Annotated in this window: 11 protein-coding genes; 2 read left to right on the top strand and 9 right to left on the bottom strand. The window is 72.3% G+C overall.

Features of this window, described 5'->3' with window-relative positions:
• Window positions 1–187: 187 nt before the first annotated feature.
• The 9 genes from ACFWXO_RS31595 to ACFWXO_RS31555 form a co-directional block, all read right to left on the bottom strand.
• Window positions 188–1,066 (bottom strand): CDP-alcohol phosphatidyltransferase family protein, encoded by an 879-nt coding sequence (locus ACFWXO_RS31595; RefSeq protein ID WP_375894011.1) that lies wholly within the window; start codon window positions 1,064–1,066, stop codon window positions 188–190.
• Window positions 1,053–1,745, bottom strand: a complete 693-nt coding sequence (locus ACFWXO_RS31590; protein WP_375894008.1) for a phosphatidylserine decarboxylase — start codon at window positions 1,743–1,745, stop codon at window positions 1,053–1,055. Before ACFWXO_RS31590 ends, ACFWXO_RS31595 begins: the two co-directional genes overlap by 14 nt.
• A 519-nt stretch (window positions 1,746–2,264) precedes the next feature.
• Entirely contained in the window at window positions 2,265–3,467 is a 1,203-nt protein-coding gene (locus ACFWXO_RS31585; protein WP_380396274.1) for an acyl-CoA dehydrogenase family protein, read from the bottom strand.
• Window positions 3,468–3,614: 147 nt separating this feature from the next.
• Complete coding sequence (locus tag ACFWXO_RS31580) at window positions 3,615–4,118, bottom strand: MaoC family dehydratase (protein WP_375894002.1); 504 nt, start codon at window positions 4,116–4,118, stop codon at window positions 3,615–3,617.
• A 4-nt stretch (window positions 4,119–4,122) separates the two neighbouring features.
• A complete protein-coding gene (locus ACFWXO_RS31575) occupies window positions 4,123–5,103 on the bottom strand; it encodes an HpcH/HpaI aldolase/citrate lyase family protein (protein ID WP_375894001.1) in 981 nt (326 codons plus the stop codon).
• Between the two features lie 42 nt (window positions 5,104–5,145).
• Window positions 5,146–7,176, bottom strand: a complete 2,031-nt coding sequence (locus ACFWXO_RS31570; protein ID WP_380527993.1) for a protein meaA — start codon at window positions 7,174–7,176, stop codon at window positions 5,146–5,148.
• A 10-nt stretch (window positions 7,177–7,186) separates the two neighbouring features.
• A complete protein-coding gene (gene ccrA, locus ACFWXO_RS31565) occupies window positions 7,187–8,524 on the bottom strand; it encodes a crotonyl-CoA carboxylase/reductase (RefSeq protein WP_375893996.1) in 1,338 nt (445 codons plus the stop codon).
• Between the two features lie 381 nt (window positions 8,525–8,905).
• The gene (locus ACFWXO_RS31560; protein WP_380527986.1) at window positions 8,906–9,826 is read right to left on the bottom strand and encodes a TetR family transcriptional regulator; all 921 of its coding nucleotides are present in this window, start codon (window positions 9,824–9,826) and stop codon (window positions 8,906–8,908) included.
• Between the two features lie 257 nt (window positions 9,827–10,083).
• On the bottom strand, window positions 10,084–11,859 hold the full coding sequence (locus ACFWXO_RS31555; protein WP_380527980.1) for a 3-hydroxyacyl-CoA dehydrogenase family protein: 1,776 nt from the start codon (window positions 11,857–11,859) through the stop codon (window positions 10,084–10,086).
• Between the two features lie 546 nt (window positions 11,860–12,405).
• On the opposite strand from ACFWXO_RS31555, the gene ACFWXO_RS31550 reads away from it, so the two are divergent.
• Together ACFWXO_RS31550 and ACFWXO_RS31545 are read left to right on the top strand one after the other, a co-directional pair.
• Window positions 12,406–13,845, top strand: coding sequence for a glutamine synthetase (locus tag ACFWXO_RS31550; protein WP_375893987.1), 1,440 nt, complete (start codon window positions 12,406–12,408; stop codon window positions 13,843–13,845).
• 85 nt (window positions 13,846–13,930) lie between these two features.
• Window positions 13,931–15,058, top strand: coding sequence for an amidohydrolase family protein (locus tag ACFWXO_RS31545; protein WP_380528017.1), 1,128 nt, complete (start codon window positions 13,931–13,933; stop codon window positions 15,056–15,058).
• The last annotated feature ends 54 nt before the right edge of the window (window positions 15,059–15,112 follow it).

Genomic DNA, 15,112 nt, shown 5'->3' with positions numbered 1-15,112 from the left:
CCCATTTTTTATTGATCCGGCGACCACCGATATATACACTTGATTGGTGGTCGGCAGCGACATATGTGTATACCCCCCAGACCCGGCACCCCCCGGGGGGCGCGGGGCCGCCACACCCGGCACGAGCACGACGCAAGGGCCCGGAACCATCAGGTTCCGGGCCCTTCTCCGTACGTCGTGCGGTGGCTCAGCCGAGCCGCGACTCCGCCCGCCGGGCGCGGACGTCGCCGACCTTCTGCCCGACCTTGCGCCGGATGACCAGCAGCGGCGCCATCGCGGCGAGCGTGATCTGGGCGAAGGCCCCGACGTGCATCAGGGTGTCGCCGCCGGGCAGCCCGGTCGCCCAGGCGGCCAGGCAGCCGATCGCCACGACGACCCAGCAGAGCGTGGCGGTGGCCAGCAGCCCCTGGGGCTTCGGGTACTCGATCCGGCTGACCATGAGGTACGCGGCGCCGAAGATGGCGAGCAGACCGGGCAGGAACGGCGGGTCGAGCAGCACGATGGCGATGACCGTCATCGCGCCCATCGGGCAGGGCATGCCCTGGAACACCCCGGGCCGCATCTTGACGGTCGAGAAGCGGGCCAGCCGTAGGACCACCGCGAGCAGCACGGTCAGCGCGATCAGCGCCGAGAGCTTGGTGTTGGAGCCCTGGGAGACCATGCCCCAGACCGCGACGAAGTAGGCCGGCGCGATGCCGAAGCTGATCAGGTCGGCCAGGTTGTCGAGTTCCGCTCCGAGGGCGGAGGAGCGGAGCTTCCGCGCCACCAGGCCGTCGAAGAGGTCGCACATCGAGCCGATCAGCAGCAGCGTCACCGCGGTGGCGGCGCTGTGCCGGTCCGGAGCGGCGTCCGGGTTGGTGATGTGCGGGACCAGGACCCCGGTGGTGATCGAGTAGATCGCCAGGAAGCCGCAGACGGCGTTCCCCAGGGTCAGGAAGTCGGCGGTGGACAGGTGCTGCGGGGAGCGCGGGGCGCGCAGCTCACGGTCGCGCGCCCAGCGGCGACGGCGCAGGGCCGTCTCCTCGTCGTCCAGGCCGACGATTGTTTCAGGATCAGTCACGGTCAAGGCGCGTCACCCCGGCTGTGGTCTTCTGGCCGACCTCGACGCCGACCTCGACGCCGGCCGGCAGGTAGGTGTCGACCCGGGAGCCGAACCGGATCAGGCCGATCCGGTCGCCCTGCTCGACCTTGGTTCCGGCGGCCACGTACGGCACGATCCGGCGGGCCACGGCCCCCGCGATCTGCACCATCTCGATGTCGCCGAGCTCGGTGTCGAAGTGCCAGACGACCCGCTCGTTCTGGTCGCTGTCCTTGTTGAAGGCCGGCACGAAGCCGCCCGCGACGTGCTCGACCGACGTCACCGTGCCCGGCAGGGGCGCGCGGTTGACGTGGACGTTGAGCGGGCTCATGAAGATCGCGACCCGGGTGCGGCCGTCCGGCCAGGCGTCGATGCTCTGGACCACGCCGTCGGCGGGGGAGATGACTCTGCCGGTGCCGATCTCACGCTCGGGGTCGCGGAAGAACCACAGCATGCCCGCGCCGAGCGCACAGGCCGGTACCGCCGCCAGGGCCCACTTGCCGTTGCGCCGGGTGAGGGCGGTGGTCACGGCGGCCGTGGCGAGGGTGGGGACGAACCAGGGGGTGGCTCCGCGCGCGATGGTCACGCGGGGTCGCCGACCGGCCGCCGGGGCTGCGAGGGCATCGCGGTCCGTGACGGAGGTGTGAGGGGACGGGCTGATGGGCATCGAAAACCTTTGTCGCGGGGGATCATGGCCGCTGGACGGGGGCCACCGCGGGATCGGTAATAGAAGGGACGGCTTGCTGTCCCGGTGGATGCTATCGGGAGCACACGGTGGGTGGGCAACCCGCCTGCTCGTTCATGTGTCCGGTGGGAGCGCGTGCGCGCGTCCTGCCTCTACGACCGTAGCTCGCCCCGGTCCGGTTCCCAAGGGACCGGACAGGGCTGGTGACTCTTGTCTCAGCAGGGGTGCGGGCGGAACCCGGTGGGGGACACGGGCCGTACCGGGTGGAAGAAGGTGTACGGAAGCGGCCGCAGGGCGCGTCGCTGCAGCTGTACGCCCTGCGGCCGCTTTCCGGAGGCCGTGCCGGACCCAGGCGGACCAGGCCGGGCCGTGACGGGCACGGCACTCTGCCGGGACGGGCCCGCACGCCCGTCGACCGGCGGTTTCGGAGCGGGCCGCCCGTCAATGCGGGCGGCCTCGCAATCACTCAGCGGTCCCCGCGTTCGGGCGGGGGCCGGGCCGTCACTCGGCGATCTTGTACTCCTCCAGGAGCCGGCGCCCGACGATCATCTTCTGGATCTCCGCAGTTCCTTCACCGATGAGCAGCATCGGGGCCTCGCGGTAGAGGCGCTCGATCTCGTACTCCTTCGAGAAGCCGTAGCCGCCGTGGATCCGGAAGGCGTCCTCGACGACCTCCTTGCAGTACTCGGAGGCCAGGTACTTGGCCATGCCCGCCTCCAGGTCGTTGCGCTCGCCGCTGTCCTTCTTGCGGGCGGCCATGACCATCATCTGGTGGGCGGCCTCGACCTTGGTGGCCATCTCGGCGAGCTTGAACTGGATCGCCTGGTGCTCGGCGATCTTCTTGCCGAAGGTGGAGCGCTGCTGGGCGTAGGAGATGCCGAGCTCGAAGGCGCGGCGGGCGACGCCGCAGCCGCGGGCGGCGACGTTGACCCGGCCGACCTCGACGCCGTCCATCATCTGGTAGAAGCCGCGGCCCGGGACGCCGCCGAGGATGCGGTTGGCCGGAATCCGCACGTCCTGGAGCACCAGCTCGGTGGTGTCGACGCCCTTGTAGCCCATCTTCTCGATCTTCCCGGGCACGGTGAGGCCGGGGACGGTCGGGTTCGGGCCGAAACCGGCCGTCTTCTCGATCAGGAAGGTGGTCATGTTCTTGTACGGGGAGCTGCCGCCCTCGTCGGTCTTGCACAGGACCGCGACCAGGGTGGAGGTGCCGCCGTTGGTGAGCCACATCTTCTGGCCGTTGAGGACGTAGAACTCGCCGTCCTTGACGCCCTTGGTGGAGATGGCGGAAACGTCGGAGCCGAGTCCGGGCTCGGACATCGAGAAGGCGCCGCGGATTTCGCCGGCCGCCATCTTCGGCAGGAAGTGGTCCTTCTGCTCCTGGGTGCCGTGGGCGTTGATCATGTGCGCCACGATGAAGTGGGTGTTGACGATGCCGGAGACCGACATCCAGCCGCGGGCGATCTCCTCGACCACCAGGGCGTAGGTGAGCAGGGACTCGCCGAGGCCGCCGTACTCCTCGGGGATCGTGAGGCCGAACAGCCCGAGCTGCTTCATGCCCTCGACGATCGCGGTCGGGTACTCGTCCTTGTGCTCCAGCTCGGTCGCGACCGGAATGATCTCCTTGTCGACGAAATCCCGCACGGTGGCGAGGATGTCCCGCTGGATCTCGGTGAGGCCGTCGGTCTGTGCGAGGCGTCCCATCGTGCGGCTCCGGAATGTCTGAAAACGGGCGGGGGGGGGATTTCCGGGGGCCCTGCCGGCGTGGCTGCGGCAGCAGGGCCCCCGACCGGGTGGGGGTCGGCCGATGACGGCGGCCTACCCGTCCGGGGTCTCTGGGAGGGGGGTGGTTCAGGAGAGCGGCTCGGGGCGCCCCGGCTGCTCGCCGCCGCGCTCCTTGATGTACGTCTCGGTCGGCACCATCACCTTGCGGCGGAAGACGCAGACGACGGTGCCGTCCTGCTTGTAGCCCTTGGTCTCGACGTGGACGATGCCGCGGTCGTTCTTGGACTTGGACGGCCACTTGTCCAGGACGGTCGTCTCGCCGTAGAGGGTGTCGCCGTGGAAGGTCGGCGCGATGTGGCGCAGCGACTCGATCTCCAGGTTGGCGATCGCCTTGCCGGAGACGTCCGGGACGGACATGCCGAGCAGCAGCGAGTAGATGTAGTTGCCCACCACGACGTTCTTGCCGAAGTCGGTCGTCTTCTCGGCGTAGTTGGTGTCCATGTGGAGCGGGTGGTGGTTCATGGTGAGCAGGCAGAACAGGTGGTCGTCGTACTCGGTGACCGTCTTGCCGGGCCAGTGCTTGTAGACCGCGCCGACCTCGAACTCCTCGTAGGTGCGTCCGAACTGCATGGCCTCAGGCCTCCGCCTTCTTGTCAGATCCGGGCTGTTCGAACTTGCTGGTGCGCTGCATGCCGGCGGCCCGGCCCTTGCCGGAGACGACCAGGGCCATCTTGCGGCTGGCCTCGTCGATCATCTCGTCGCCGAGCATCGCGGAGCCCTTGGCGCCGCCGGCCTCGGAGGTGCAGTAGTCGTACGCGTCGAGGATCAGCTCGGCGTGGTCGTAGTCCTCCTGGGAGGGGGAGTAGACCTCGTTGGCGATGGCGACCTGGTCCGGGTGCAGCACCCACTTGCCGTCGAAGCCGAGGGCGGCGGAGCGGCCGGCGACCTCGCGGTAGCCGTCGGCGTTGCGGATCTGGAGGTACGGGCCGTCGATCGCCTGGAGGTCGTTGGCGCGGGCGGCCATCAGGATGCGCATCAGGATGTAGTGGTAGGCGTCGGCGTTGTAGCCGGGCGGCTGCTCGCCGACCACCAGGGACTTCATGTTGATGGAGGCCATGAAGTCGGCGGGGCCGAAGATGATGGTCTCCAGCCGGGGCGAGGCCTCGGCGATGGCGTCGACGTTGATCAGGCCCTTGGCGTTCTCGATCTGCGCCTCGATGCCGATCCTGCCGACCTCGAAGCCCATGGTCTTCTCGATCTGGGTGAGCAGCAGGTCGAGCGCCTTGACCTGCTCGGCGTCCTGGACCTTGGGCAGCATGATGCAGTCGAGGTTGGGGCCGGCGCCCTCGACGACGGTGATCACGTCGCGGTAGGTCCAGTGGGTGGTCCAGTCGTTGACGCGGACGACGCGGGTCTTGCCGCCCCAGTCGCCGTTGTTCAGCGCGTCGACGATGTGGTGGCGGGCGCTCTCCTTGACCAGCGGGGCGCAGGCGTCTTCCAGGTCGAGGAAGACCTGGTCGGCCGGGAGGCCCTGGGCCTTCTCCAGGAAGCGCGGGTTGCTGCCCGGTACGGCGAGGCAGGAGCGGCGCGGGCGAAGGCGGTTCAAAGCAGTCATGAGGGTGGTTCGTTCCTTCCCAGTGGTCAGCTGGTCAGCTGGTCAGTTCGTGGCCGCGGTCGGTGCGGACGTCCACGGCTGGAGCCGGTTGGCCAGCCGGATCTCGTCCACGATCCGGCCGATGATGGTGGTGATGCCGAAGTCCTTCGGGGTGAACACGGCGGCGACGCCGGCGGCCTTGAGGGCCTCGCCGTCCGCTGCCGGGATGATGCCACCCACGATCACCGGGACATCCTCCACCCCGGCGCGGCGCAGCCGCTTCAGGACGTCGGGCACCAGCTCGGTGTGCGCGCCGGAGAGGATGGACAGGCCCACGCAGTGCACGTCCTCCGCCACGGCGGCGGAGACGATCTGCTCCGGGGTGAGCCGGATGCCCTGGTAGACCACCTCGAACCCGGCGTCGCGGGCCCGGACGGCGATCTGCTCGGCGCCGTTGGAGTGGCCGTCCAGGCCGGGCTTGCCGACCAGCAGGCGCAGCTTGCCGGCGCCCAGCTCCTCGGCGGTGGCGGCGACGGCGGCGCGGACCTGCTCCAGCTCCCCGCCCGGCTCGGCGGCGACCGCGACGGGTGCGCCGCCCACGCCGGTGGGGGCGCGGTACTCGCCGAACACCTCGCGCAGGGCGAAGGACCACTCGCCGGTGGTGACTCCGGCGCGGGCGCAGGCGAGGGTGGCCGGCATCAGGTTGGCCTCGGTGGCGGCGACGGTCTTGAGCTCGGCCAGCGCCTCCTGGGCGGCGGCCTCGTCGCGGTTGCCGCGCCAGGTCTCCAGGGCGGCGAGCACGGACTGCTCGGAGGCCGGGTCGACGACCATGATCGCGGTGTCGAGGTCGGCGGTGAGCGGGCTGGGCTCGGTGGTGTCGAAGCAGTTGACCCCGATGATCTTGTCCTCGCCGGACTCGATCCGGGCCCGGCGGGCGGCGTGCGAGGCGACCAGGTTGGACTTGAGGTAGCCGGACTCGACGGCCGGAATCACCCCGCCCATCTCCATCACCTTGGCGATCTCCGCCTCGGCGCCGGCCAGCAGCGCCGCGGTCTTGGTCTCGATCACCTCGGAGCCGTTGAAGAGGTCCCCGTACTCCAGCAGGTCCGACTCGTAGGCCAGCACCTGCTGGATCCGCAGCGACCACTGCTGGTCCCACGGCCGCGGCAGCCCCAACGCCTCGTTCCAGGCCGGGAGTTGGACGGCCCGGGCGCGGGCGTCCTTGGACAGGGTGACGGCCAGCATCTCCAGCACGATCCGCTGGACGTTGTTCTCCGGCTGGGCCTCGGTCAGCCCGAGCGAGTTGACCTGGACGCCGTAGCGGAACCGGCGCTGCTTGGGGTCGGTGACCCCGTAGCGCTCCAGCGTGACCTTCTCCCAGAGCTGGGCGAAGGCGCGCATCTTGCACATCTCCTCGACGAAGCGCACGCCGGCGTTGACGAAGAAGGAGATCCGGGCGACCACGTCGCCCATCCGCTCGGCGGGCACCTGCCCGGAGTCGCGGACGGCGTCGAGCACCGAGATGGCGGTGCACATCGCGTACGCGATCTCCTGGACGGGCGTGGCCCCGGCCTCCTGGAGGTGGTAGCTGCAGATGTTGATCGGGTTCCACTTGGGGATGTTGCCGACCGTGTAGGCGATCATGTCGGTGATCAGGCGCACCGACGGGCCGGGCGGGAAGACGTGCGTCCCGCGCGACAGGTACTCCTTGACGATGTCGTTCTGGGTGGTGCCGGTGAGCTTGGCGACGTCGGCGCCCTGCTCCTCGGCGACCACCTGGTAGAGCGCCAGCAGCCACATCGCGGTGGCGTTGATCGTCATGGAGGTGTTGGTCTGTTCGAGCGGGATGCCGTCGAACAGGGTGCGCATGTCGCCGACGTGGCCGACCGGGACGCCGACCCGGCCCACCTCGCCGCGGGCGAGGATGTGGTCGGAGTCGTAGCCGGTCTGGGTCGGCAGGTCGAAGGCGACGGACAGGCCGGTCTGGCCCTTCGCCAGGTTCCGCCGGTAGAGCGCGTTGGAGTCGCTCGCGGTGGAGTGGCCGGCGTAGGTGCGCATCAGCCACGGGCGGTCGCGCTTCTGGGGCTCTGTCATCGGATCGGCCTCAGATGTTCCGGAAGCGGTTGATCGCGTCGAGGTGGGTGGCGCGCAGCTCGGCGTCGCGCACGCCCAGGCCCTCCTCGGGGGCCAGGCAGAGCACGCCGACCTTGCCCTGGTGCTTGTTGTGGTGCACGTCGAGGGCGGCCTGGCCGGTCTCCTCCAGCGAGTACACCTTGGACAGGGTCGGGTGGATCTTGCCCTTGGCGACCAGGCGGTTGGCCTCGTAGGCCTCGCGGTAGTTGGCGAAGTGCGAGCCGACGATCCGCTTGAGCGACATCCACAGGTAGCGGTTGTCGTACTGGTGCATGAAGCCGGAGGTGGAGGCGCAGGTGACGATGGTGCCGCCCTTGCGGGTGACGTACACCGAGGCGCCGAAGGTCTCCCGGCCCGGGTGCTCGAAGACGATGTCGACGTCCTCGCCGCCGGTGAACTCGCGGATCTTGGAGCCCAGGCGCTTCCACTCGCGCGGGTCCTGGTTGTTCTCGTCCTTCCAGAACTTGTAGCCCTCGGCCGAGCGGTCGATGATCGCCTCGGCGCCCATGGCGCGGCAGATGTCGGCCTTGGACTCGCTGGAGACCACGCAGATCGGGGTGGCGCCGCCGGCCAGCGCGTACTGGGTGGCGTACGAGCCGAGGCCGCCGCTGGCGCCCCAGATCAGCACGTTGTCGCCCTGCTTCATGCCGGCGCCGTTCTGCGACACCAGCTGGCGGTAGGCGGTGGAGTTGACCAGGCCGGGGGAGGCGGCCTCCTCCCAGGAGAGGTGCTTCGGCTTGGGCAGCAGCTGGTTGGTCTTCACCAGGGCGAGCTGGGCCAGGCCGCCGAAGTTGGTCTCGAAGCCCCAGATGCGCTGCTCCGGGTCCATCATCGTGTCGTTGTGGCCGTCCGGGGACTCCAGCTCGACCGAGAGGCAGTGGGCGACGACCTCGTCGCCGGGCTTCCAGGCGTTGACCCCGGCGCCGGTGCGCAGCACCACGCCCGCGAGGTCGGAGCCGAGCACGTGGTACGGCAGGTCGTGGCGCTTGGTGAGCGGCGACAGCCGGCCGTAGCGCTCCAGGAAGCCGAAGGTGGAGACCGGCTCGAAGATCGAGCTCCACACGGTGTTGTAGTTCACCGAGCTGGCCATGACCGCGACCAGGGCCTCGCCGGGGCCGAGCTCCGGGAGGGCGACCTCGTCGAGGTGGAGGGACTTTCGGGGGTCCTTGTCGCGGCTGTCGAGGCCCGCGAACATCTGCTCCTCGTCCTTGTGGAGCGTGACCGCCCGGTAGGACTCGGGGAGCTTGATCGCCGCGTAGTCGGCCGACGTGGCGTCGGAGCTGAGGATCGCGTCGAGGATTTCCTGCATGGCTGCCTCCGAAGGCGTACCTGTGTGAGGGTCACAGGGCGTCTGGGGGAGCCGGGAGCGGACACCGGCTTCGCTGAGGTGGGTGGTTGGCGGTCAGGCGGTCGCCCGGTGGTGGTCCGGGCGGGTCTGCACTGCTGGTCTGGCTCTGCTCCCGGGGTGTGGGAACGCCGGACGACGGCGCGCCGAGGTGGGGAGCCGCGGCGCCGCGACTGGTGAGTAACAAGGTAGTGGCACCCTGTGCCACTCGTAAAGACACCGGGTGTCAGGAATTCCGACACTCCGGAAGGGTGCGGAACGCGCGTAGTGCGGGTACGCCGAGGGCCCGTACCGATACCTCGGTACGGGCCCTCGCTGCGGTTCTGACCTGCGGTTATTGTCGCCTCAGTTGCCCCGGGCGCCACTCAGCGCGGCCCGGATGCTGTCCACCACGACCTCCAGCGGAGCGTCCGTGCGGGCGACTGTGATGAGCACCTCACCTCCGGGACTGGCACTCAGTGCGCTCTCCGCCACCCCATCCTCTGGCATCCCACTGGCACCCGGTGCCACCAAGGAGCCCCGGCGTCTGGCGCCCGGGGCACTGGCCGCCCAGAAGGTCCGCCGGATCACCTCGAAGGAGTGGTCCAGCTGCGCCTCGACGTCGCCCCGGCCGCCGGCCCGCAGCCAGCGCCGCAGCACGTGGTTGTGCGCCGCCACGACCGCCGCCGCCGACACCTCGGCCAGCATCGGGTCGTCCTCGCCGCCGCGCTGCCAGCCCGACGGAATGGACTCCCCGGTGTCGAAACGGCCCAGCAGGTAGCGGGTGAACAGCCGCTCGTACCGGGCCACCACGGCGATCTCGCGCTCGCGCAGCGCCGGGACCTGACGGATCAGCTGGTACCGCGCGACCGACACCCCCGGGGTGGAGGCGTACATCCGCAGCACCTCCTTGATGCCGCGGCACACCACGTCCAGCGGGTGCTCCTCCGGCTCGGCGCTGGCCAGCAGGTCGGCCACCCGCACCAGGGTGTCGTCGTGGTCGGGGAAGATCGCCTCCTCCTTCGACCGGAAGTACCGGAAGAAGGTGCGCCGGGCGACCCCGGCGGCCGCGGCGATCTGGTCGACCGTCGTCTCCTCGTAGCCCTGCGAGGCGAACAGCTCCATCGCGGCCGCGGCCAGGTCCTGGCGCATCTGCTGGCGCTGCGCCGCCGCCCGGCGGCTGCCCGGCCCGGCCTCCGACCCGGTGCCCCCGGACGGGCCGGCCGTCCGTTCGGTGCCGCGCGGTCCGGCGGTGTGCTGAGGGGTGGCTGACTGAACCCGATCCATGTCCGGAACGCTACACGGCCCGGTCGGCGGGGCCGCGGCCCTTCCCCGGCGCACCGGCGTGACCGGGCCGGTCACGGCCGGTCTGGGCCAGCGTGCGGACACCGCCCCCGGGGTCCAGGCGGGGTGGCCGGCCGCCCCGGAGCCGTGCGGCGCGGCACCGTTGCCGTAGGCCGCGCCGTTGCCCGGGGGCGGGGCGCCGGGGCCGTACGGCGCCGCTCCCGCGTCCGGCAGCCGGTCGCCCCCGGCCCGTGACGCGGTCACCGGCGCGCGTGGTCGCGGAAGCCGCGGCCGGTCTTGCGGCCCAGGCAGCCGGCCGCGACCAGGTGCTCCAGCAGCGGCGCCGCGGCCAGGCCGGGCTCGCGGAACTCCTGGTGCAGCACCTGCTCGATGGTCAGCGAGACGTCCAGGCCGACCACGTCCAGCAGCTCGAACGGGCCCATCGGGTAGCCGCAGCCCAGCTTCATCGCGGTGTCGATGTCGTCCACCGTCGCGTAGTGCTCCTGGAGCATCCGCACCGCGTCGTTCAGGTACGGGAACAGCAGGGCGTTGACGATGAAGCCGGCCCGGTCGCCGCACTCCACCGGGTGCTTGCGCACCTTCGCGGTCAGCTCCAGCACCGTCGCCGTGACGTCCGGGGCGGTCAGCACGGTGGAGACCACCTCGACCAGCTTCATGGCCGGCGCCGGGTTGAAGAAGTGCATGCCGATCACGTCCTGCGGCCGCGAGGTGGCGGTCGCGCAGCTGATCACCGGCAGCGAGGAGGTGGTGGTGGCGAGCACCGCGCCCGGACGGACGATCTTGTCCAGGGTCGCGAACAGCTCCCGCTTGACCTCCAGGTCCTCGGCGACCGCCTCGACCACCAGGTCCACCTCGGCCAGCTCGGCGTACCGGCCGACCGGGGTGACCAGCGCCAGCGCGGCGTCCCGCTGCTCCGCGCTCAGCCGGCCCTTGGCGACCGAGCGCTCCAGCGACCTCGCCAGCTGCGCCTTGGCCCGCTCGGCCTTCTCCTGGCTGCGGGCGGCCAGCAGCACCGGGTGCCCGGCCTTGGCGAACACCTCGGCGATGCCGGTGGCCATCGTGCCCGAGCCGCAGACGCCGACGGTGCGCACCTCGCGGCCCGCCACCTTCGGCTGCGCCGGGCCGGTGGCCGCGTCCACGGCCCTGGAGGAGCCTGGCGCCTCGTAGGTGTAGAAGCCCCGCCCGGACTTGCGGCCCAGCAGCCCGGCCGAGACCAGCTGGCCGAGGATCGGCGCGGGCGCGTGCAGCCGGTCCCGGGACTGCTCGTACATCGCCTCCAGCACCGTCCGGGCGGTGTCCACGCCGATCAGGTCGAGCAGCGCCAGCGGGCCCATCGGCAGGCCGCAGCCGAGCCGCATCGCGGCGTCGATGTCCTCCCGGGAGGCGTACTTGGACTCGTACATCGAGGCGGCCTGGTTCAGGTACGCGAACAGCAGGCCGTTCACCACGAAGCCGGCCCGGTCGCCCGCCGCCACCGGCTCCTTGCCCAGGTCGCGGGCGAAGGCGGCGGCGTCCTCGGCGGTCTGCGGGGAGGTCAGCACGGTGCGGACCACCTCGACCAGCTTCATGGTGTGCACCGGGTTGAAGAAGTGCAGGCCGAGCACCCGCTCCGGACGGGCCGTCGCGGCGGCGATCCGGGTCACCGACAGGGCGGTGGTGCCGGTGGCCAGCACCGTGCCCTCCGGGCAGATCCGGTCCAGCTCGGCGAAGACCTCCCGCTTCAACTCCAGCTGCTCGGGGACCTCCTCGATCACCAGGTCCGCCTCCGCGGCGGCGGTCAGCGCGTGCCCGACCGAGATCCGGGCCAGCAGCGCGGTGCGCTCCCCGGCGGTGATCCGCTCCCGGTCGACCGCGTGCGCGGTCGCCTCCTCGATCCGGGCCAGCGCCCGGGCGGCCGAGTCCTCGGAGGCCTCGATGCCGATCACCCGGCGGCCGCTCCTGGCGACCGCCACCGCGACTCCGGCACCCATCGTGCCGAGGCCGACGACGGCCACGGTGGGGAAGGGACGCTCCATCAGTCCTGACTCCTATGTCATGAAGGGCCCGCGCGCGCTCCGGCGGGCGGGCCGCCGCGCCCGTCGACGAGGACGGGGGCGGCCGGCGCCGGAGGAGGGTTCGCGCGCGGGGGCTTGGGGAGATGACGGGGTTCCGGCAGGCCCGGGCAGCGGCCGGTCCGCTCCGGCCGAACTGCGGGGTGTGCCGTGGTGCTCAGGCGCTCGAAGGTGAAGGAAGCGGCACTGATACGAGGAGAGACCCGGCCCGCCGCGGTCCGCGGCACCGGCCGGTGAAGGCGCACCGCGCGGGCGCCGCAGACACGGCGACCGCGACCTCCCGTCGGTGCGGCTCCCGAAGCCCGACGGTGGTGCGTCCGGCCACTGTAGCGAAGCTACTCGCGAGTAGGAAGAGGGCGTCGGCGGAAAACCGTCCGGCTCCGGCCCGGCACGGCGGCGGATCGGACCCGAACGACCTTTCCCCGAACGGGTGAAGAGGCGGACGGGCGTCCGTTCGTTCCACCCGATAGGGGAGTTACCGGCCCCCGGTCCGCGGGGCAGCATGGCGGCATGAGCACCGTCACCGCCGCCCAGGCCGCCGACCCCGTCGGGCCGCTCGGCCCCGGCGCCCTCGCGGCCGCCGTCGCGCTGCCCCCGCGGGCCGAGCGCGCCGAGCGGGCCGAGCGCGCCGTCGACCGGCTGCGCACCGCCGCCGTCGAGGCGGTCGCCGTGACGTGGGTGGACAACGCGGGCATCGCCCGGGTCAAGGGCGTGCCGCTCGACGGCCTGGTGCACGCGGCCCAGTGGGGCGTCGGCGCGGCGCCCTGCTTCGACGTGTTCCTCGCCGACGACACCATCACCACCAGCCCGCTGATCGGCGGCCCCACCGGGGACTTGAGGCTCTACCCCGACCTCGACCGGATCGTCCCGCTGGCCGCCCAGCCCGGCTGGGCCTGGGCCCCGGCGGACCGCCACACCCAGGCCGGCGCCCCGCACCCCGGCTGCCAGCGCCTGTTCGCCCGCCGGGCGGAGGCCGCGGCCTCCGCCCGCGGGTTGAGCCTCAAGGCGGGCATCGAGGTCGAGTGGGTGGTCGCCCTGGCGGGGGCCCCGCAGGAGCCGCCGCAGTACCCCACGCACGGCCCCGCGTACGGCATGCACCGGCTCACCGACCTCTCCGACTACCTGCGGGACGTCCTGCGCGCCCTTCGCGCCCAGGGCCTGGGCGTGCTGCAGATCCACCCCGAGTACTCCCCGGGCCAGTTCGAGGTCTCGGTCGCCCCCGAGGGCCCGGTCGGCGCCGCCGACACCTCCGTCCTGGTCCGGCACACCGTCCGCGCCGTCTCCGCCCGGCACGGCCTGCGGGCCTCCTTCGCCCCCGTGGTCGAGGCCGACGGGGTCGGCAACGGCGGCCACCTCCACCTCAGCCTCTGGCGGGACGGCCGCAACCTCGGGCACGGCGGCGCCGGCCCGCACGGGCTGACGGCCGAGGCCGAGGGCTTCCTCGCCGGGGTGCTCCGGGCGCTGCCCGAACTCCTGGTGCTGGGCTGCTCCAGCCCCGCCGGGTACCTGCGGCTGGTGCCCCGGCACTGGGCCGGGGCGTACCAGTGCTGGGGCCTGGAGAACCGGGAGGCCGCGCTGCGCCTGGTCACCGGCTCCACCGGGGAGCGCGCCGCCGCCGCGAACGCCGAGGTCAAGTGCTTCGACGCGAGCGCCAACCCGTACCTCGCGGTCGGCGCGGTGATCGCCGCCGGCCTCGCCGGCCTGGACGAACGCCGGGCCCTGCCACCGGAGTTCACCGGCGATCCGGCCGCCGCCGAGCCGGGCACGGTGCCCCGGCTGCCGCAGGGCCCGGCCGAGGCGCTCGCCGCGTACGAGCGCTCGGCGGTGCTGCGCGAGGCGCTCGGCGAGCCGCTGCACCAGGCGGTGGCGGCGGTGCGCCGGGCCGAGGCCGAGCAGTACGCGGCCGTCGGCGCGGAGGAGTTGATCGCGGCGACGCGCTGGCGGTACTGAGGTGGCCCGGTCGGGGGCCGCGGAAGGGCGGCTCGGGGCCCTGGAGGTCGGGGCGCCGGGGGTCGGGGCCCTGGACGTCGGGGCCCTGGACGTCGGGGGCCTGGAGATCGGGGCCCTGGTCGACCACCACTGCCACAGCGTGGTGGCGGCCGAGCTCGCCGACGACGCCCTGGCCGGACTGCTCACCGAGTCCGACCGACCGCCCGCGCCCGGCTGCTCGCCCTTCGACAGCGCGATCGGCCTCGCCGTCCGGCGGTGGTGCCCGCCCGTGCTCGGCCTGCCGGCGCACGCCCCGGCCGCCGACTACCTGGCCCGGCGGCGCGAGTTGGGCGCGGCGGAGGCCACCCGCCGGCTGCTCGCGGCCGCCGGACTGGACACCTGCCTGGTGGACACCGGGCTGACCGCCGCCGCGGGCCGCGCGCTGCTGCCGCTGCCCGAACTCGCCGAGGCCACCGGGGCGGTGGTGCGCGAGGTGGTCCGGCTGGAGTCGGTGGCCGAGCGGGTGCCGGGCGGCGCGGCGGACTGGCCGCGGGCCGTCGGCGAGGCCCTGGCGCGGGCCGCCGCCGGTGCCGTCGCGGTCAAGTCGGTGGTCGCCTACCGGCACGGCCTGGCCGTCCCCGCCGAGCGGCCCGCCCGCCCGGCCGTGGTGGCCGCCGCCGGCGCCCGGCTGCGCGCCGGGGGCGGGCGGCTGACCGATCCGGTCCTGCTGCACCACCTGCTCTGGACGGCCGTGGACGTCTGCGCCGAGCTGCGCCTGCCCCTCCAGCTCCACACCGGTTTCGGCGATCCCGACCTCACCCTGCACCACGCCGACCCGTCCCTGCTGACCGACTTCGTCCGCGCCGCCGAGCCCAGCGGCGTCCCGCTGGTGCTGCTGCACGGCTATCCGTACCACCGGCAGGCCGGCTGGCTGGCCCAGGCCTTTCCGACGGTGTACGCCGATCTGGGGCTGACTGCCTCCTACACCGGGCCGCGGGTGGCGGCGGTGCTCGGCGAGATGTCGGAACTGGTGCCCTTCGGAAAACTGTTGTTCTCCACCGACGCCTACGGACTTCCCGAACTGTTCTCGGTGGGCGCCGCACAGTTCCGGCACGGACTGGGCATGCTCCTCGCCGACTGGCGGGCGGACGGCGCCTGTTCGGCCGCGGACGCGCAGCGTGTGGCCCGACTGGTCGCGGCCGACAACGCGCGCCGCCTGTACGCGCTCGGCTGAGCGCCCGGCTGTGTTTTCGCGCACATGCCAAACCGGCCCAGTCGTCGACGAACC

The organism is Kitasatospora sp. NPDC059088, assembly GCF_042738155.1.
Taxonomy (GTDB): Bacteria; Actinomycetota; Actinomycetes; order Streptomycetales; family Streptomycetaceae; genus Kitasatospora.
Note: the sequence above shows the minus strand (reverse complement) of the source record. Positions and strands in the feature narration are given on the sequence as shown.

Coding starts and splice junctions, on each gene's coding strand:
- ACFWXO_RS31570 (WP_380527993.1), bottom strand. CDS start 7,176: ATGACAGAGCCCCAGAAGCGCGACCGCCCGTGGCTGATGCGCACCTAC.
- ACFWXO_RS31585 (WP_380396274.1), bottom strand. CDS start 3,467: ATGGGACGCCTCGCACAGACCGACGGCCTCACCGAGATCCAGCGGGAC.
- ccrA (WP_375893996.1), bottom strand. CDS start 8,524: ATGCAGGAAATCCTCGACGCGATCCTCAGCTCCGACGCCACGTCGGCC.
- ACFWXO_RS31560 (WP_380527986.1), bottom strand. CDS start 9,826: ATGGATCGGGTTCAGTCAGCCACCCCTCAGCACACCGCCGGACCGCGC.
- ACFWXO_RS31590 (WP_375894008.1), bottom strand. CDS start 1,745: ATGCCCATCAGCCCGTCCCCTCACACCTCCGTCACGGACCGCGATGCC.
- ACFWXO_RS31575 (WP_375894001.1), bottom strand. CDS start 5,103: ATGACTGCTTTGAACCGCCTTCGCCCGCGCCGCTCCTGCCTCGCCGTA.
- ACFWXO_RS31550 (WP_375893987.1), top strand. CDS start 12,406: ATGAGCACCGTCACCGCCGCCCAGGCCGCCGACCCCGTCGGGCCGCTC.
- ACFWXO_RS31580 (WP_375894002.1), bottom strand. CDS start 4,118: ATGCAGTTCGGACGCACCTACGAGGAGTTCGAGGTCGGCGCGGTCTAC.
- ACFWXO_RS31555 (WP_380527980.1), bottom strand. CDS start 11,859: ATGGAGCGTCCCTTCCCCACCGTGGCCGTCGTCGGCCTCGGCACGATG.